At 66.4% G+C, this 15,934-nt stretch carries 15 protein-coding genes and 1 pseudogene; 5 read left to right on the top strand and 11 right to left on the bottom strand.

From position 1 onward, the window contains the following. Nucleotides 1-3: 3 nt before the first annotated feature. Complete coding sequence (locus ACZYSP_RS24145; RefSeq protein WP_093059103.1) at nucleotides 4-843, bottom strand: proteasome-type protease; 840 nt, start codon at nucleotides 841-843, stop codon at nucleotides 4-6. 28 nt (nucleotides 844-871) lie between these two features. After that, on the bottom strand, nucleotides 872-3,469 hold the full coding sequence (gene mutS / locus ACZYSP_RS24140; protein ID WP_093082400.1) for a DNA mismatch repair protein MutS: 2,598 nt from the start codon (nucleotides 3,467-3,469) through the stop codon (nucleotides 872-874). Between the two features lie 217 nt (nucleotides 3,470-3,686). Between mutS and ACZYSP_RS24135 the strand changes: the two genes are divergently transcribed. The 4 genes from ACZYSP_RS24135 to ACZYSP_RS24120 all read left to right on the top strand — a co-directional run bounded on the left by ACZYSP_RS24135 (nucleotide 3,687) and on the right by ACZYSP_RS24120 (nucleotide 7,394). Beyond that, nucleotides 3,687-4,316 carry a hypothetical protein gene (locus tag ACZYSP_RS24135; RefSeq protein WP_489017019.1) on the top strand — a complete coding sequence of 210 codons (630 nt, stop codon included), beginning with the start codon at nucleotides 3,687-3,689 and terminating at the stop codon, nucleotides 4,314-4,316. Between the two features lie 32 nt (nucleotides 4,317-4,348). Then, a complete protein-coding gene (locus ACZYSP_RS24130) occupies nucleotides 4,349-5,326 on the top strand; it encodes a magnesium and cobalt transport protein CorA (protein ID WP_093082404.1) in 978 nt (325 codons plus the stop codon). A 71-nt stretch (nucleotides 5,327-5,397) separates the two neighbouring features. After that, nucleotides 5,398-5,865, top strand: coding sequence for a MarR family winged helix-turn-helix transcriptional regulator (locus ACZYSP_RS24125; RefSeq protein ID WP_093082406.1), 468 nt, complete (start codon nucleotides 5,398-5,400; stop codon nucleotides 5,863-5,865). Beyond that, nucleotides 5,862-7,394: a DHA2 family efflux MFS transporter permease subunit gene (locus tag ACZYSP_RS24120; RefSeq protein ID WP_093059063.1), complete on the top strand. Its 1,533-nt coding sequence runs from the start codon at nucleotides 5,862-5,864 to the stop codon at nucleotides 7,392-7,394. Before ACZYSP_RS24125 ends, ACZYSP_RS24120 begins: the two co-directional genes overlap by 4 nt. Before the next feature lie 9 nt (nucleotides 7,395-7,403). Here the strand turns inward: ACZYSP_RS24120 and ACZYSP_RS24115 are convergent, their stop codons facing one another. From ACZYSP_RS24115 to ACZYSP_RS24095, 5 genes are all read right to left on the bottom strand, one after another. Next, on the bottom strand, nucleotides 7,404-8,243 hold the full coding sequence (locus ACZYSP_RS24115; RefSeq protein ID WP_489017016.1) for a siderophore-interacting protein: 840 nt from the start codon (nucleotides 8,241-8,243) through the stop codon (nucleotides 7,404-7,406). A 40-nt stretch (nucleotides 8,244-8,283) separates the two neighbouring features. Then, on the bottom strand, nucleotides 8,284-8,850 hold the full coding sequence (locus tag ACZYSP_RS24110) for a PadR family transcriptional regulator (RefSeq protein WP_093059065.1): 567 nt from the start codon (nucleotides 8,848-8,850) through the stop codon (nucleotides 8,284-8,286). A 163-nt stretch (nucleotides 8,851-9,013) separates the two neighbouring features. After that, nucleotides 9,014-10,849, bottom strand: coding sequence for a sensor histidine kinase (locus ACZYSP_RS24105; RefSeq protein WP_093082410.1), 1,836 nt, complete (start codon nucleotides 10,847-10,849; stop codon nucleotides 9,014-9,016). Beyond that, nucleotides 10,846-12,033: a PrsW family intramembrane metalloprotease gene (locus ACZYSP_RS24100; RefSeq protein ID WP_489017013.1), complete on the bottom strand. Its 1,188-nt coding sequence runs from the start codon at nucleotides 12,031-12,033 to the stop codon at nucleotides 10,846-10,848. The genes ACZYSP_RS24105 and ACZYSP_RS24100 overlap by 4 nt, the downstream gene beginning before the upstream one ends. Next, nucleotides 12,030-12,590 (bottom strand): hypothetical protein, encoded by a 561-nt coding sequence (locus ACZYSP_RS24095; protein ID WP_093082416.1) that lies wholly within the window; start codon nucleotides 12,588-12,590, stop codon nucleotides 12,030-12,032. The genes ACZYSP_RS24100 and ACZYSP_RS24095 overlap by 4 nt, the downstream gene beginning before the upstream one ends. 96 nt (nucleotides 12,591-12,686) lie before the next feature. Here ACZYSP_RS24095 and ACZYSP_RS24090 point away from each other — a divergent pair, with 96 nt between their 5' ends. Beyond that, nucleotides 12,687-13,604 carry a DUF3883 domain-containing protein gene (locus ACZYSP_RS24090; protein ID WP_093082420.1) on the top strand — a complete coding sequence of 306 codons (918 nt, stop codon included), beginning with the start codon at nucleotides 12,687-12,689 and terminating at the stop codon, nucleotides 13,602-13,604. Nucleotides 13,605-13,624: 20 nt separating this feature from the next. Here the strand turns inward: ACZYSP_RS24090 and ACZYSP_RS24085 are convergent. The 4 genes and pseudogenes from ACZYSP_RS24085 to ACZYSP_RS24070 all read right to left on the bottom strand — a co-directional run. Further along, nucleotides 13,625-14,062: pseudogene (locus tag ACZYSP_RS24085) on the bottom strand (DKNYY domain-containing protein); the annotation flags it as partial. A gap of 30 nt (nucleotides 14,063-14,092) precedes the next feature. Further along, nucleotides 14,093-14,290 carry a hypothetical protein gene (locus tag ACZYSP_RS24080; RefSeq protein ID WP_093082425.1) on the bottom strand — a complete coding sequence of 66 codons (198 nt, stop codon included), beginning with the start codon at nucleotides 14,288-14,290 and terminating at the stop codon, nucleotides 14,093-14,095. Between the two features lie 16 nt (nucleotides 14,291-14,306). Then, a complete protein-coding gene (locus tag ACZYSP_RS24075) occupies nucleotides 14,307-15,464 on the bottom strand; it encodes a DUF1963 domain-containing protein (protein WP_489017010.1) in 1,158 nt (385 codons plus the stop codon). 139 nt (nucleotides 15,465-15,603) lie between these two features. After that, complete coding sequence (locus ACZYSP_RS24070; protein ID WP_143047771.1) at nucleotides 15,604-15,915, bottom strand: hypothetical protein; 312 nt, start codon at nucleotides 15,913-15,915, stop codon at nucleotides 15,604-15,606. Between the last annotated feature and the right edge of the window lie 19 nt (nucleotides 15,916-15,934).

Below are 15,934 nucleotides of genomic sequence, written 5' to 3'. Positions count from 1 at the left end.
GGGTCAGATCAGCTTTTCGTCTGGCGTGGAAATCTTGCGCAGCGGGCTGTGCCGCGTGGCCGGCATCTTCAGCGGATGCTCGGTCTGGCTGTCGTCCCACACCGGGTCTTCGATGCTGTCGAACACCTCGCGCAGCTTCTGGCCCCAGCTGCTGTGCACCATGCGGTAGTAGGGGTTGTCGGCGTCGATGCAGATCACGCGGTCGGTTTCGAGCTTGTTGGCCTCGTACACCACGAGGTCGAGCGGCAGGCCGACCGACAGGTTCGACTTCATGGTCGAGTCCATCGACACCAGCGCGCACTTGGCTGCTTCGTCGAGCGGCGTTTCGGGCGTGAGAACACGGTCGAGCACGGGCTTGCCGTACTTCGACTCGCCGACCTGGAAGTAGGGCGTCTCGGTGGTGGCCTCGATGAAGTTGCCGGCTGCGTAGACCAGGAAGAGGCGCATGCCTTCGCCCTTGACCTGCCCGCCGAAGATGAAGGACACGTTGAAGTCCAGCCCCGCATGCTTGAGCGCCTCGGCATCGCGGTCGTACACGTGGCGCACCGCCGAGCCGAGCACGCGCGCGGCATCGAACATGCTCTTCGCGTTCCAGATGGTGATGGGCTCGCCCTGCGTGCCGTCTTCGCGGGTTTCGCGCAGCTCCTCGATCTGGAGGATTTCTCGCACCGACTGCGAGATGCTCAGGTTGCCCGACGACAGCAGCACCATGACGCGGTCGCCCGGCTGCTCGTAGACGATCATCTTGCGGAAGGTGCTGATGTGGTCCACGCCCGCGTTGGTGCGCGAGTCGGAGAGAAACACCAGGCCGGCGTTGAGTTTGATGCCTACGCAGTAAGTCATGGGTTCGTCTGGCATGACCGGCGCCGGATCATGCGGCACCGAGTTCACGTTTATTCAGTTTTTGAAGGGCATACAAGGCATCGAGGGCCTCGCGCGGGCTCATGGTGTCGGGGTCGAGCGCGGCCAGCGCGGATTCTACGGCGCTGGCCAGCGGTGTCTCGGCCACCGGAGGCGGTGCAAACAGGTCGACCTGTGCACGAGTTTGCGCATGCTGCGATTCAAGCGCCTCCAGCGCCTGCCGCGCATGGTTGACCACCGCCGCGGGCATGCCCGCGAGCCGCGCCACCTGGATGCCGTAGCTCTTGCTGGCCGGGCCGGGCTGCATTTCGTGCAGGAACACGATGTCGCGGCCCGCCTCGGTCGCGCTCACGTGCATGTTCACCGCGCCATGGTGCGTGGCCGGGAACTCGGTCAGCTCGAAATAGTGCGTGGCGAACAGCGTGAAGGCCTTGCTGCGGTCGTGCAGCTGGGCCGCGATGCCGGCGGCCAGCGCAAGCCCGTCGAAGGTGCTGGTGCCGCGGCCGATCTCGTCCATCAGCACCAGCGACTGCGCGGTGGCGCTGTGCAAGATTTGCGCAGCCTCGGTCATTTCGAGCATGAAGGTCGACTGCGCATTGGCCAGGTCGTCCGCTGCGCCGATGCGGGTGTGGATGGCGTCGATCGGCCCGAGCCGGCAGGCTGCCGCCGGCACGTGCGAGCCGATGGAGGCCAGCAGCACGATGATGGCCACCTGCCGCATGTACGTCGACTTACCGCCCATGTTGGGACCGGTGATGACCTGCATGCGCTGCTGCGGCCCGAGTTGCGTGTCGTTGGCGATGAAGCCGCCCGACGACTTCTCGGCCAGCCGCGCTTCCACCACCGGGTGGCGGCCCTGCTGGATCTCGATGCAGGGGTGCGCCACGAAGCTCGGTGCGCGCCAGTGCAGCGTGTGCGAGCGCTCGGCCAGCGCGCACAGCGCGTCGAGCGTGGCGATGCCGCCGGCCAGCTGCGTGAGCGCGGGCACCGAGGGCTGCAGCGCGTCGAGCAGTTGCTCGTACAGCCACTTCTCGCGGGCCAGCGCGCGGTCTTGCGCGCTCAGGGCCTTGTCCTCGAAGGCTTTCAGCTCGGGCGTGATGAAGCGCTCGGCGTTCTTCAGCGTCTGGCGGCGGCGGTAGTTGTCGGGCACCTTCGAGAGCGCGCTTTGCGTCACCTCGATGTAGAAGCCGTGCACGCGGTTGAACTGCACCCGCAGGTTGCTGATGCCGGTGCGCTCGCGTTCGCTGATTTCGAGCTTCAGCAAAAAGTCGTCGCAGTTCTCGCTGATGGCGCGCAGCTCGTCGAGTTCGGCGTCGTGGCCGGTAGCGATCACCCCGCCGTCGCGCACCAGCGCGGACGGGTCGGGCTTGATGGCGCTGGTCAGCAGGTCGGCGCAGCCGGGGGGCGGGGCCAGGCGTTCGGTGATCTGGGCCAGGAGGTTTGCAGACGCAGGCAGCAAGGGCGCAAGCTGCTCCGCTTTCGATAGCGCCAGCCGCAGCGCCAGCAGTTCGCGCGGGCGCACCTGCCGTAGCGCGATGCGTGCGGCGATGCGTTCCACGTCGCTCGTGTTCTTGAGCTGCTCGCGCAGCGTGCGCCACGGCGCGGCAGTGCCGCCAAGCACGGTCGACTGCAGGGCGCCGATGGCTTCGAGCCGGGCCTGCGCTTCGGAGCGGTCGCGCCGGGGCGAGAGCAGCCAGCGTTTCAGCAGGCGGCTGCCCATGCCCGTCATGCAGGTGTCGAGCAGCGAGAACATCGTGGGTGAGTCTTCGCCACGCAGCGTCTGCACCAGTTCGAGGTTGCGGCGCGTAGTGGGCGGCAGCTCGATCAGGTCGCCGTCGCGCTCGACCGACAGGCGCTGCACGTGCGAAAGCGCGCGGCCCTGGGTGTGCTCGGCATAGCCCAGCAGCGCGGCGGCCGCGGCATGTGCGTTGGTCAGCGATTCGGCGTTCCAGGCGGCGAGGCTGTTGCTGCCCATCTGCTCGGCCAGCTTGCGCTCGCCCAGGCCGCCGTCGAATTGCCACGCTGGGCGAATCGACAGCGTGAAGGGCGTGGCACTGCGCGCGGCTTTCAGGCGTTGCTCGAAGGCAGGCGTTACTTCGGCGCTGTACAGCAGCTCGCTGGGCGCGATGCGAGCGATCCAGGCTTCGAGCGCGTCGGCTGGGCATTCAGCCAGCCGCAGTTCGGCACCGGTCACGCTGAGCCATGCCAGCCCGCAGAAATTGCGCGAGCCCGCATGCACCGCGAGCAGCAGCGATTCGCTCTTGTCGTTGAGCAGTTCGGAGTCGGTCAGCGTGCCGGGCGTGACCACGCGAACCACCTTGCGTTCGACCGGGCCCTTGCTGGCGCCGACTTCGCCCACCTGCTCGCAGATGGCGACCGATTCGCCCAGCTTGATGAGGCGGCCCAGGTAGGTATCGACCGCGTGGAAGGGCACGCCGCACATCACCACCGGCTGGCCGGCCGACTGGCCGCGCTGGGTGAGCGTGATGTCGAGCAGGCGCGCGGCCTTTTCGGCGTCGGCCCAGAAGAGTTCGTAGAAATCGCCCATCCGGTAGAACAGCAGGGTGTCCGGATGGTCCGCCTTGAGGCCTAGATATTGGGCCATCATCGGGGTGTGCCCGAGCGTTGCTTCTGCCCCGCCAGGGGATGCCGTCGATTTATCCTTCGAATTCAATGATTTCGCCTTGTGTCTGTGTCGGGGTATCCGAGCGAGCCTTGGCTCGGATTATCTTGTATGGGGCATCCGCAAGGCGCCGGCCGGGCCCGCACCCACCACTCTAAAATCCCCCGACGCGACCCCCGCGTGAAGAACAAACAAGGCGCCCATGGCCCAGCTGGATGATTTCAAAGGCCTTGAAGCGAACGCGGCTGCGCTGCCCGGCAGCGCCACCTTGCCCGCAGAGCTTGCCGCGCTGTATCTGTGCATAACACCGGCCCAGCTTGCGGAGCTGCGAAAGTCGAAACGGCCCGAGGGGCGCGCGGGCCACAGCCCGTCTGTCATCAGGCCGGTGGAAGGCGGCGCAGCGGGGCCCAAGGACCCGGTGCTCTACAACTTGGGTGCCTTGCGCGACTTTGCGAAAGCGCACGCCGCTCCATCCGCCTTCGACACCGCGGCCAGCGCCGGCATGCTGGGTTGGGTGTCGGCGAAGCTGCCTTTCTTCGCGGAACTCGAACCCCGCATCAAGCGCGGCAAGCGCGTGATCATCGGCGGTGCCTGGGACCGGACCGACCCCCTGCGCGAGGCGCGTTTCGTCGAGCTCGCGAAAGGCCGCATCCGATTCGCATCGCTGACATGCTCCGAAGCCGCGGCCAGCCTGTGGGCCGATGTTGCGAGCCATTCCGCGCTGGCTGAAAAGGGGCTCGCGCTGCTCAGGAGCGAAACGCAAGCCATCGAGGCTTCGCTGGCGGCCACCGCCCAACTGGCCGCAACTTCGAATTCCAACGCGACGACCTGATCGACGTCCAGATTGAATATGGAAGAGTACCGATGCTGATCAATTGCGTCGCTTATGAAAACGGCGCCAAGCTCGCCGACATCTCGGTCGAGGCCATCAGCGACTACATCAGCCGGCCGGGCTGCTTCGTCTGGGTGGCGCTGAGCGACGCCTCACCGGAAGAACTGAGCGTGATGCAGCACGAATTCGGCCTGCATCCACTCGCGGTGGAAGACGCCCGCAACGGCCACCAGCGGCCGAAGATGGAGGAATACGGCGACTCGCTCTTCGTCGTCATGCACATGGTCGAGCCATCGCCCGAGGGCGAGCACTGCACGAACGTGGGCGAGGTCGACGTGTTCGTCGGCAGCAACTACGTGCTGTCGGTGCGCAACCGCAGCAAGCAGGGCTTTCTTGGCGTGCGCGAGCGCTGCGAGCGCGAGCCGGACCTGCTGCGCAACGGCGCGGGCTTCGTGCTGTATGCGTTGATGGACGCGGTGGTCGACCGCTACTTTCCGGTGATCGACGCGCTGGAGGACGAGCTCGAAGCCATCGAGCAGCAGCTTTTCGGCCAGGGCGGCGCAGCGCGCGACAAGATCAAGCAGCTCTACGACCTGAAGCGGCGCAGCATGATCCTCAAGCGTGCGGTGGCGCCGCTGCTGGAGGCATCGGGCAAGATGCACGGAGGGCGCGTGCCGCAGATCTGCATGAGCTCGCAGGAGTACTTTCGTGACGTGGGCGACCACCTGGGGCGCATCAACGGCTCGATCGACGCTATGCGCGACACCATCGGCACGGCGATCCAGGTGAACCTGTCGATGGTCACCATCGAGGAAAGCGAAGTCACCAAGCGGCTCGCGGCCTGGGCCAGCATCTTCGCGGTGTGCACCGCCTTCGCCGGCATCTGGGGCATGAACTTCGAGAACATGCCGGAGCTGAAATTCCGCTATGGCTATGCGGTGGCGCTGGGGCTGATCGTCAGCACCTGCGGCTATCTCTACTACCGGTTCAGGCGCGCCGGCTGGCTTTGACTGTGAGTGTGTGAGTGCGAGGGGGGCTTGCTAAGTCCCAACTAATAAACATGTAGATAATCAAGTCCCTTATGAAAAGGGACTTCACCCAGCGCTTCGGCTTCCTCGTCAAGAGCGTGGGCAAGCTCTACAGCGAAGAGTTCGACCGCCTCGCGCGCGAACGCATCGGCCTCACCAGCGCCCAGTGCCGCCTGCTCGGCGCGCTGGCCATGCACGGCGATGAAGAGCCCCTCTCGCAGGCCGAACTCGCGCAGCGGCTCGACCTGACCCCGATGGCCGTGGCCGGCCTGTGCGACCGCATGGCCGCGGCCGGCTGGATCCGCCGCGAGCCCAGCGCCACGGACCGCCGCGTCAACAAGATTCATCTGGAGCCCAGCGCCGAGAAAGCGCTCGACAGCGCGCTCAGCCTCAGCGACGGGCTCAATGCCCGCGTGATGGCGGTGCTGTCGCAACCCGAGCGCGCGCAACTGCTGAGCCTGCTCGCCAAGGTGCAAGGCAGCCTCGTGGAAATCACCTCGGGCGAGGGCAAGAAGCCATGAGCGTCGCGCCCGGAACCAAGGTGCCGCACCGCGGCATGATCACCATCTCGATCATGCTGGCGACCATCATGCAGGCGCTGGACACCACGATCGCCAACGTCGCACTGCCCCACATGCAGGGCAGCCTGCAGGCCTCGCAGGACCAGATCACCTGGGTGCTCACCTCGTACATCGTGGCCTCGGCCATCGCGCTGCCGCTGACCGGCTGGCTGTGCGGCCACTGGGGGCGGCGGCGCGTGTTCATCATCTCGGTGATCGGCTTCACGGTGGCCTCGGCGCTGTGCGGGCTTGCGACCTCGCTGGTCGGCATCGTGGCCGCGCGGCTGCTGCAGGGCATCTTCGGCGCGGCGCTGGTGCCGCTGTCGCAGGCTGTGCTGCTCGACATCAACCCGCGCGAGAAGGTCGGCCAGGCAATGGCGATCTGGGGCGCGGGCATCATGGTCGGACCCATCCTCGGGCCGCTGCTGGGCGGCTGGCTCACCGAGAACTTCGACTGGCGCTGGGTGTTCTTCATCAACCTGCCGGTGGGTATCTTCGCGTTCTGGGGCATCGCACGCTACCTGCCCGAGAGCCGGCCGCAGGGCGAGAAGCTCGACATCTTCGGCTTTGTCACGCTGAGCCTGGCCATCGGCATGCTGCAGCTGTTTCTCGACCGCGGCGAACAGCTCGACTGGTTCGATTCGTGGGAGATCAAGCTCGAAGCTGCCGCCGCGCTGGTGGCCTTCGGCTTCTTCGTAGTCCACACGTGGACGGTGCAGGGCGTGTCTTTCTTCGACCGCGACCTGCTGAAAGACCGCAACTTCGTCACTGGCCTGTTGTTCGCGTTCATCGTCGGCATGATCTTGTTCGCGACGATGGCGCTGCTGCCCAACTTCCTGCAGGGGCTGATGGGTTATCCGGTGGTCTACACGGGCGAGGTGACGGCGCCGCGCGGCGTTGGCACGATGATCGCGATGATCATCGTGGGCCGGCTGGTGCAGAAGGTGGACGTGCGCGCGATCATGGCTGTGGGCTTCGGCCTCACGGCGTTCTCGCTCTACCAGATGACGCGGCTCACGCTGCAGATGGACAGCACGCTGATCATCGTCTCGGGCTTCATCCAGGGCCTGGGCATCGGCTTCACCTTCGTGCCGCTGTCGACCGCCACCTTCGCCACGCTGGCGCCGCGGCTGCGCAACCAGGGCACGCCCATCTTCAGCCTGCTGCGCAACATCGGCAGCAGCGTGGGCATCTCGATCGTGCAGGCGCTGCTGACCGAAGGCTCGAGCAAGGCGCATGCGCAGATCGCGTCGACCGTGGCGCCGGGCAATACCGCGCTGTCGACGCTGCCGCAGATGATGTCGCCCGACACGATGACGGGGCTGGCGCTGCTGAATGCGGAGGTGACGCGGCAGGGCGCGCTGATCGGCTACCTGGACGACTTCGCGATCATGATGATCATCACGGTGCTGGCGATTCCGCTGCTGTTGCTGATCAAAAGCCCGAGGCGCAGTGCGGCCGCCTCAGGCCCGGCCGAAGTGCCGCACTGAAAGGACCCATCACTCGTCGTGCGTGTCGTGCGTTGCCACCGCACCGCGACGCCAGTAGCCCGAGGCCCGCGTCCACTTCGGGTTCGCGCCGCGCTCGCCCACCAGGTGCGCGCGCAGCGCCTTGGCGATGGCCGATTCGCAGCCTACCCACGCATGGAAATCGCCGGCCGGTAGCTGCATGGCCTTCAGCGCGTCGAGCAGCACGGGGCTCAGGCCCGGCTCGGTGCCGCGGCGGTGCACCCACTTCAACGTGAGTTCGGCCTGCGTGTCGAACGGAATCTCGTCGGCTTCGCTGTCGACTTCCGCCAGCACTACCGCGCGAGAGCCGGCCTGCAGTTCGGCCAGGCGACGCGAGATGGCGGGCAGGGCGGTGTCGTCGCCGATCAGCAGGTGCCAGTCGAACTCGGTCGGCACGATGAACGAGCCGCGTGGGCCGCCCACGCCGACGACGTCGCCGGGCTTGGCCTGCTCGGCCCACTGCGTGGCGGGGCCGGCTTCGTGCAGCGCGAAGTCGATTTCGAGCGTGCCGGCCTTGGCGTCGTGGCGGCGCGGCGTGTAGTCGCGCATGGTGGGGCGGCCGCTTGCGGGCCACACCGGGCCTTCGGGGCCGGCGGTGGGCAGCGTGAGCTTGCCGGTGGTGGCATCGGGAAAGAAGATCTTCGCGTGGTCGTCGAAGCCGGGGCTGGTGAAGCCCGCGAGGTCGTCGCCCGTGAGGGTGATGCGGATCAGGTGCGGCGTCACGCGCTGCGCGGATTTCACCGTGAGCTGGCGAAAGCGCAGGTCGTGGCGCACCCGGCGCGGCGTGCGGTCGGGGGCGGTGGAAGCAGATGAAGTACTGAAGTCAGTCATTGCAGAAGTCCTGGGTGAGCAGGGCGGGTTGAGATGGGGTTCAGATCTTTTCGATCTGCTGTGCAGCGCTGTCGAGCACCGCGGCGAAGTCGTGGGCCTGCTGCTCGGTCAGCACGCCAGACAGGCGCATGCGCATTGCGAGCTTGAGGTTCTCGATGGCGCGCGTGACCTGCGGCGGGCGTCCGCCGCGCGGGCCGGCGCCGTCGACGCCGCCGCTCATGCGGGACATCATGGCGTCGGCCATCTCGCGATTGGCCGTGAGGAATTCCTGGCCGCTGGCCGTGATGCTGTAGCGCTTGCGGCCGCTGCCGTCGGCGGTTTCCACGCTGAGGTAGCCCATTTCCTCGAGCAGCGTGAGGGTTGGGTAGACCACGCCGGGGCTCGGCGCATAGCTGCCGCCGAGGCGGTCTTCGATGGCCTTGATCAGTTCGTAGCCGTGGGCCGGCTTGTCGGCGATGAGCTGCAGCAGCACGAAGCGCAGGCCGCCATGGCCGAACACGCGTCCGCCGCCGCGGCCGCCACGGTGTCCGCGGCCGCCGGAAAGGCCGTCTTCATGTTCGCCGCGGGCGGTGTGGCAGTGGTGATGGTTGAGATGGAAATGTCTCATGGTGGGCATCCTTTGTGATGTGTATCGGAATTATTTTAGATATATCTAAAATAAAGTCAAATCGATACGCACCGGGATACCCGGCATGGGTGCCACGGGCCTTGTCGAGCGCGACGCAGCGCTCGATTTCTCCCTGAATTTCTCCCTGAAGCCCTTCTCTTTTTTATTTGCCGACTGCTGTCGCCGCCGGCACGGGCAGTCGCAGGCGCAGGCATGTATCTCCGGGCTGAGAGCGCACCGTGAGTGCGCCACCCAGCGCGGCGGCGCGCGTGTGCATGTTCGTCAGTCCCTTGCCCGCGAACTTGGCTTCTGCATCGAAGCCGCGGCCGTTGTCGCGCAACTCGATCTCGATGATTTCGCCGGTGCTGGCGGGCACCAGTCTCGCGCCGAGGCTGGCCCGCGTCGCCTGCGCGTGCGCCATCAGGTTGGCGAACGCCTCGAACAGCAGCATCTGCGTCTGATGAGACTCGCGCGCGCTCCAGCCCGTCATCAGCGGCAGGGGGCCCACGTCCCAGTGCAGTTCGATGCCGGCAGCCTGCAGGCGCGGCCCCAGGCGGTAGCGCACGCTGCCCAGGGCCGAGGCAACGTCGCCCTCGCAGCCATGCATGGCGTCCACCGTGAGCTTGAGCTGGTCCACCGCGTCGCGCAGGTGCAGCGCCACATCGCCGAGGGCCGTTCCTGGTTGCTGGGTCATCTGCAGCAGCCCGACCAGCTGCCCACCGAGACCATCGTGCAGGTCCTGCGTCAGGCGCTGGCGTTCTTCCAGCGCGCCGCGCGCTTTTTCTCCTTCCCGCTCGCGCGCGAAGGAAGCTTCCAGGGCAGCGTTGCGCTCTGCGAGTTCCGCTTCCAGCGAGGCGTTCATTGTCGCCATCGCCCGGGCGTCCTTGCGCATGCGCTCGGCGATGACCCATGCCAGCGTGATGGCGAAGCCAACCCAGGCGAAGCGGATCCACGGCACCATCGCGTAGGCCTCCGGCGATGTGCGCATCACCCAGACGTCGCGCGCGCCGCATAGCACCACCAGCACCACGGCCACGCCCAGCACGCGGTGTTCCAGCACGGCACTGCGCAGCGCTACGCGCACCACGACGACCATCATTGCCAGCGCGGCCAGCAGGCCCAGCGACCGCCACAGCGGCATCAGCCACAGCAAAGGCACCATGATGCCCAGCACGGCCGCAACCGGTGCCAGCCAGGCCATCAGGCCCAGCAGGCGTGCCAGGCGGGTGTTGTCGCGTCCCACCACGGCCAGGGCGAAGCGGCACAGCAGCGGCACCGCCGCCTGGAACGCAGCCAGCGGCAGCACACCCCACCAGGGCCAGGGCAGAGGCACATGCGTGAACAGCACGCGCGCCGTCTGCACGGACCACAACAACTCTCCCAGGCCGTAGTAGAGGTAGATCGGTTCGCGCTGTCGCAGCCACACCAGCAGCGACAGCGCTCCCAGCACGCCACTCACGATGGCAATGAAGCGTCCGCCGCTGACATGCCAGAACAGGGCGTCTTCGTATAACGGAAGAACCTCGGCCTTGCTGCCGACCACCACCGGCGACAGCCCTCCCTGCCTCGCAGCCTGTGCCGCGATGACGACTTCAACGCGATGCGGCGACGTCGAGCCCGAGGCCGGCAGCACGAAGTACTGCGGCGCAACGGAGGCATCGTCGTAGGGGCCCGGCGGGAAGGCGCCGAATCGGGCCAGTTCCTGGCCGTTCACCAGCACACGAAAACTGTTGCCCAGGCGCGGCACGAACAGCGCCAGCGGCGCGGCAGGGTCGGCCACCGGTATGTCGAACGCGAAACGTGCCTCGCCGTCGACTGCACCTTGCCGCTGATCCCAGTCATAAGGCAGTGCGACGGTCTGCGGCTGCGGTGCCTGGGCTGGAGCCTGACCGCGCAAGGCCAGCGTGAGCTGCGCCTGCTCGATGAGCGTGACTGCCCGCGAAGGAGCGCTCCATCCGGCTCCCAGCACCGCGAGCACCAGCAACAGCAGCGCCCTCATGCTTTCGCCCCGATGAGCGGATCCAGCTCCGCGCGCAGCCGCCTGATGGCCACTTCATGCCGCAGCGTTTGCGCCCCGCGTCCGTAGGTGCCGGCCTTGCGGATCAGCCGTAGTTGCTCGCGCTGCAGCTGCGTCTTCAGGCGCCTTGCTTTCCAGCCGAAGGTCCACCCCATCTCCCTGCGGACCTTGTAGCGCTGCATGGGCGCGCCCAGGCGAACCCATTCGTCGTCGCGGATCAACTCGCGCTCCGGCACGAACCAGGCTGCGAGGGCATGCAGGTATGTGCCGTTCTCGCGAACGGCAACCCGCCAGAAGAGCCCTGCCGCGATGACAACGGGAATGCCCTTGACGATCAGCAGTACGGCCATCTCGCCGTATCCGCCCTCGAAGAGGTCTTCCAGAAACGGCGCGTTCCACACGAAGTGCATGGCCCACGCAAGGCCGAAGCACAGCAGCGCGCAGGCAATCCGCATCACCATCGGCCGCTCCGGGTGGAGCAGGAACCATGCAACGCCGAAGGACGCGATCGTCGTGTAGGCCGCGTGGCTCCACAGCCCGCTCAGCAGCCCGCGCGTCAGCAGGTTCAGAAGTACCGGATACACCTGGTTTTCGAGCGGAAAGTGCATGGACGAATTGACGGTGTAGCTCAGGTTCTCGATCACCTGAAAGCCCAGCCCCGCCATCGCACCGACGATCAGCACCGAGAGATAAGTCTGAAACTGGTTGCGCGCGACCAGCACCAGCAGGATGACGCCAGCCAGCTTCAGGAATTCTTCCGTGATCGGCCCCGCAATCGCCGCCCCCCAGACCGCGACGAACTCCGGCGACACCAGCTTCGCGCACAGGCTCTGAATCGCGATGTTGGCCGGCGCGGCGAAGTAGACAGCGCCCATGCCGCCCCACGCAAAGGCCAGCACATAAGCCTCTGGCGGATGCTGCTCGAGCAAGTCCAGCGTGCGAAACGCCTGGAAGAAAGCCAGGGAGTAGAGCCCCCACACCAGCAGCCCCAGAAACGCGGTAACGGGCACCACGCGGAACCCCATCGAGAACATGCTGACCGTGTAGAACAGGCCGTTGACGATCAGCGCCGTCAGCACCCAGAACGCGGCGCGCTGCGGCTGGAAGAATGAATCGGTGCCAACCGGCCAGCCTGCGTCGCCCTGCTCGAAGGCGGGCGAACTCATTGCGGCGCCTCCAGGTCCATCGAGTCCAGCATGCGCCGCGCTTCCGTCAGCGCATCGTCCATGCCGTCGTTGGAGCCGTAGAAGTCGATCTGCACCAGCGACTTGCGCCGCAGGTCGACCACCTGCCAGAACCGGCCGGCCAGCTTCGAGCCGTAATACGCGAAAGTCTTGCCCTGCAGGCCCCATGAGGTGACGAAGTCGGACACGTCGCCCTCGATGCTCAGGCGCTGGCCGCGTTCCATCAGCCGCTGCTGCCGTATCAGGGGGCCGTCGGGTCCGCCCACCCACCGGCCCGTGGTCACCAGGAACTTGTGGCCGCCCTTGAACAGCATCAGCGACTTGCCTGCCTTCGAGCGCGACACATCCATCTCCCATCCGTCGGCGGGAATGAACCGGGCCTGGCCGACATCTATCGTCTCCCCCACGGGCAACGGTCTGCTGCCCGAGGTATGGCGGTCCCAGAATGTCAGGCCGCCCACGTAGACGGCAATGGCGAGAAGCACCGCGAGCGCGCCCGGCCAGGTGCGATACGGTATTCGGCGTGAGGGCTCGTTCATCCTTTGATCCTGCCATACGATCGCGCCTGTCCCGGTGGGCGCGGCAAGCGATGCGGCATACTCCCACCCCCCTCAAACTCACCAGAATTCCACTGAATGGACAAGGAAGTCGAACCCCACGTACTCGCCGTCATCGACGAAATGCGGCTCAAAGGACCACGGCTCACGCCGGTCGAGATCGTCGCCAAGATGGGTGTGTTCGACGCGCGGGACAAGCCATTCGACCACGCTTGGCTGGCGACCGGCGACAACGTCATCGCCACCATCTGGGGCGAGTTCGTGAGTGTCGGTTCGGGCGGGCGCTGGTTCTGCATCGAGTCGCTCGATACGCAGCATCGCGTTGGCGGCGGCCCGCGCAACGCGCAGCAGGTGCAGCGTGCCAAGGACCGGCTTGCATTGCTCAAGCGCACCTTCGATGCAGGCCAGGGCTTCCGCGCCGTGCTGCAGACCAACCGCATCGCCATCGCCGAGCTGGAGAGCAACAAGGACGCCAAGGTTTCCACCCGCGTGCGTGACGACGACGAATGGCACGTCGCCACCTGGGAGCCCGAGAAAAAGCTTGCGGTGCTGGTGCGTGGCCCGCGCGGCTGGGTTCCGACCGAGGCCGACCTGCAAGCCGCGAAGGCGCGCGGCAGCGTGCCGAAGGTGGCCGAGCCCGCGGCAGCGGTCGCAACCGGCCAGGCTTCGCCCGAGGAAGTGCACGCAGCCGCCATCGAGTACGTGACGAAGCACTTCACCGGCTACGGCTACAAGGCCGAGAGCGTGATCGCCCAGAACATCGGCTTCGACCTCGAAGTCTCGAACGCCAAGGGGCAGACGCTCCTGCGCGTCGTGGTGAAGGGCACGGCGCCCGGGGTGCCCAGCTTCAAGCTCAGCAGCGAAGAGAGCGCGTGTTCGGTGCGCGAGCCGCTGTGGCGGCTGCTGGTGGTGACGGATGCGGGCAGCGGGGTAGCGCAGCACAAGATCTACAAGCCGACCGAGATCAGCTCGGCGCCGGGTTACGACCCGTCGTAAACAGCGAGCAAGACGGCCTCCTAGGGCGACGGGCCTTTGTTGCCCGCCGCTTCGCCCGCAAGCTGGTGCCACCACCAGCGGCCGGGCACATGCGGCTCGCCAGGGCCGGGAACGGTGAAGGTGGCCGCATCCGCGCCTTCGATCACCTTTTTCTCGTCAAGAAACCACACGGTAGTGCCGTCGGTCGCATAGCCGTGGCCCAGGTCGCGGAAGTTTTCCGGCCTGGCACCCTTCAGGCGGGTTCCGTAGAAATAGACAGCTTCACGATCACGAGCGATGTGGCTGATGTCATGCAGCTCATCGCGCGTACCGTCGCGGTAGTTGAGCCGTATCTCCGGCACGATCTCGAAGGCCTCCGGGCTCTTCGTGCGGATCGCCTTGGCGGTGATGTAGCAGGCGCGCTCCCGGTCGTGCGCGTAACGAAGGTTCAGGGCCTTGAAAGTCGCGTGATCCGCGTCTTCGACACGGTGCCGTCGCCTATTCGGAGATCAGATCGCTCGGTCACGGCATTTCCAAAACATGACTGCGTCATTTGCCGCTTGCTGATCCGAGCTTGGGCCGTAGCTGGTGCCCATCAGTTGCATGTTTTCCGACACGGGCTTTGCGGGTGCCGGCGGGGACAGCCCAAGCATGGCGAGAGGCATTGCCATGAGTCTCAAGAACAGGCGTTTCTTGCTGTCAGCCATCCTGCCTCCGTGGTGCTCAGGTCGACTGGTAGGTATCGCGCACACGATCGAACCGGCGTTGCGCGAGGTCTTCGTCGCGGATCATGAGGAAATGGTTGCCGTCGCCACTGGCTACGGAATCCGATCGGCGGGCGCCGGCATGGTATTCACCGCCGTACGAAAACAGATGCCGCCATGGCGTCTGGCCGGGCACTGCGATGTGCCCGCCCGCCGGGTCCACGTCATCTTCGGCGTGGCCCTGGATGTCGTCGGGCCAGCCGCCTAGCCGATCGCCGAAGTTGCCGCCGTGCGCGGTGTCGCCTGGAGGCAGGTGGGGCGACAGCTGCAGCGGGTCTGCCCCCTGGAACCAGGCCCAGATCGCCTTGCTGCTGTGCTGCGGCAGGGCCGTCTTCCAGTGATGCGGCACGCTGAGGCCGGAATGCGGCAGCAGCCGGTCGGCCATCGGCAGACGGGACCAGGCTTCTTCGGGGCTTGCAGGATGGCCGTAGGAAGACCAGCGGTCGTTCCAGCGCTGGAGCTCGACGGGCCATTCGCGGCGCCGCAGCGCGGCCGGCCGTGCGTCGTGCCAGTACACGTGGTGAAGCGGCGTCTTGCCATCGTCGTCGCGCATCGCGTCCATGAAGATGAAGAGCACGCCGCTGCGCGGCAGCTTCGGATCGAAGCCGGGGAGCGCGGACAGTTGGCCCAGGTCGAGCTGCGCGATGAAGGCGAGTGGAAATTCGGTCTGCAGTGCGGCCATGCGAGCCTGCAGCCACGCGATGCGGCTCGCATCGACCTTCGGGTCGCGCCGCTTGGTGCCTGGCAGTGCGTCGCGCATGAGCGCCAGGTCTTTCTCGGTGGCGCCGCTGGCGCGCATCGTTTGCAGCAGCCCTTCGACATCGCTTGCGGACATCGACGGCTTGGGGTGCCGGATGTCCTCGATCTGCTTGCGAAGCTGCGCCAGATGCCGCTCGGGCGCGGCCAGTGCGGGGCGCATGGGCCACGGCGCATCGGGTGGAAGGTCGGGGTTGCCGGCCATCTTGCTGGTGCCGACGGGCAGCGTGTCGTCCTTCTCCTGGCGGCGAACGAACATCACCACGGGCCGCACCGAGGCCCCGATGCGCCGGGCGTAGTCGCTCAGCCCGGCCTTGCGCAGCGATTCGCGCAGGGCCTGGGTATCAGCAAACACGGGCATGCATCAGGACTGCTCGGGCATGCTGGGCCACTTGCTGTACGCAAGCCGCCAGAGCACAGTGCTCCATCGAAAAACTACCCATCTTCATTCGCTCCTTGCGCGCTGGATCGCCAGTGCTGGCAGGAAGGCACCGCCAGTCTCAAAGACCGTTGGCCTCGCCACCGGGAAGATCGAAGGAGTCGGGTCCCGGGAATCTCTTGTCGGGCTTGGGAACTGCGCGCCTGTGAATGGATGCGAAACTTGCGCAGCAGGCCGCCCCGATCACAGGAATCAACCACACCAGAGCCAACTGAAGTCGTCGTTGCAGTGGCGAATAAAAGTCGCTGCGCAACACGACGACCGTTGCGGTCAGGTTGCCTGCGAGCACTGCGATGGCCATGAAGGCGAGTACGAAGTAGACATGTCTGGGCAACGTGGCCTCCCCAAGAGCTTTTGAGGGGAATGTAGCCATGGGCGAATGCAGGCGTCAA

The sequence above is a fragment of the Variovorax sp. F042 genome (assembly GCF_057814215.1).
The sequence above is the reverse complement of the archived record's forward strand: the minus strand, read 5'-3'. Positions and strand labels throughout refer to the sequence as shown.

Excerpts from the sequence above, each read along its gene's own strand:
- ACZYSP_RS24095 (WP_093082416.1), bottom strand. The coding sequence starts at position 12,590 with ATGAACGAGCCCTCACGCCGAATACCGTATCGCACCTGGCCGGGCGCG.
- ACZYSP_RS24120 (WP_093059063.1), top strand. The coding sequence starts at position 5,862 with ATGAGCGTCGCGCCCGGAACCAAGGTGCCGCACCGCGGCATGATCACC.
- ACZYSP_RS24075 (WP_489017010.1), bottom strand. The coding sequence starts at position 15,464 with ATGCCCGTGTTTGCTGATACCCAGGCCCTGCGCGAATCGCTGCGCAAG.
- ACZYSP_RS24070 (WP_143047771.1), bottom strand. The coding sequence starts at position 15,915 with ATGGCTACATTCCCCTCAAAAGCTCTTGGGGAGGCCACGTTGCCCAGA.
- ACZYSP_RS24105 (WP_093082410.1), bottom strand. The coding sequence starts at position 10,849 with ATGAGGGCGCTGCTGTTGCTGGTGCTCGCGGTGCTGGGAGCCGGATGG.
- ACZYSP_RS24080 (WP_093082425.1), bottom strand. The coding sequence starts at position 14,290 with ATGGCTGACAGCAAGAAACGCCTGTTCTTGAGACTCATGGCAATGCCT.
- ACZYSP_RS24130 (WP_093082404.1), top strand. The coding sequence starts at position 4,349 with ATGCTGATCAATTGCGTCGCTTATGAAAACGGCGCCAAGCTCGCCGAC.
- ACZYSP_RS24115 (WP_489017016.1), bottom strand. The coding sequence starts at position 8,243 with ATGACTGACTTCAGTACTTCATCTGCTTCCACCGCCCCCGACCGCACG.
- ACZYSP_RS24125 (WP_093082406.1), top strand. The coding sequence starts at position 5,398 with ATGAAAAGGGACTTCACCCAGCGCTTCGGCTTCCTCGTCAAGAGCGTG.
- ACZYSP_RS24100 (WP_489017013.1), bottom strand. The coding sequence starts at position 12,033 with ATGAGTTCGCCCGCCTTCGAGCAGGGCGACGCAGGCTGGCCGGTTGGC.
- ACZYSP_RS24135 (WP_489017019.1), top strand. The coding sequence starts at position 3,687 with ATGGCCCAGCTGGATGATTTCAAAGGCCTTGAAGCGAACGCGGCTGCG.
- ACZYSP_RS24145 (WP_093059103.1), bottom strand. The coding sequence starts at position 843 with ATGACTTACTGCGTAGGCATCAAACTCAACGCCGGCCTGGTGTTTCTC.
- mutS (WP_093082400.1), bottom strand. The coding sequence starts at position 3,469 with ATGATGGCCCAATATCTAGGCCTCAAGGCGGACCATCCGGACACCCTG.
- ACZYSP_RS24110 (WP_093059065.1), bottom strand. The coding sequence starts at position 8,850 with ATGAGACATTTCCATCTCAACCATCACCACTGCCACACCGCCCGCGGC.
- ACZYSP_RS24090 (WP_093082420.1), top strand. The coding sequence starts at position 12,687 with ATGGACAAGGAAGTCGAACCCCACGTACTCGCCGTCATCGACGAAATG.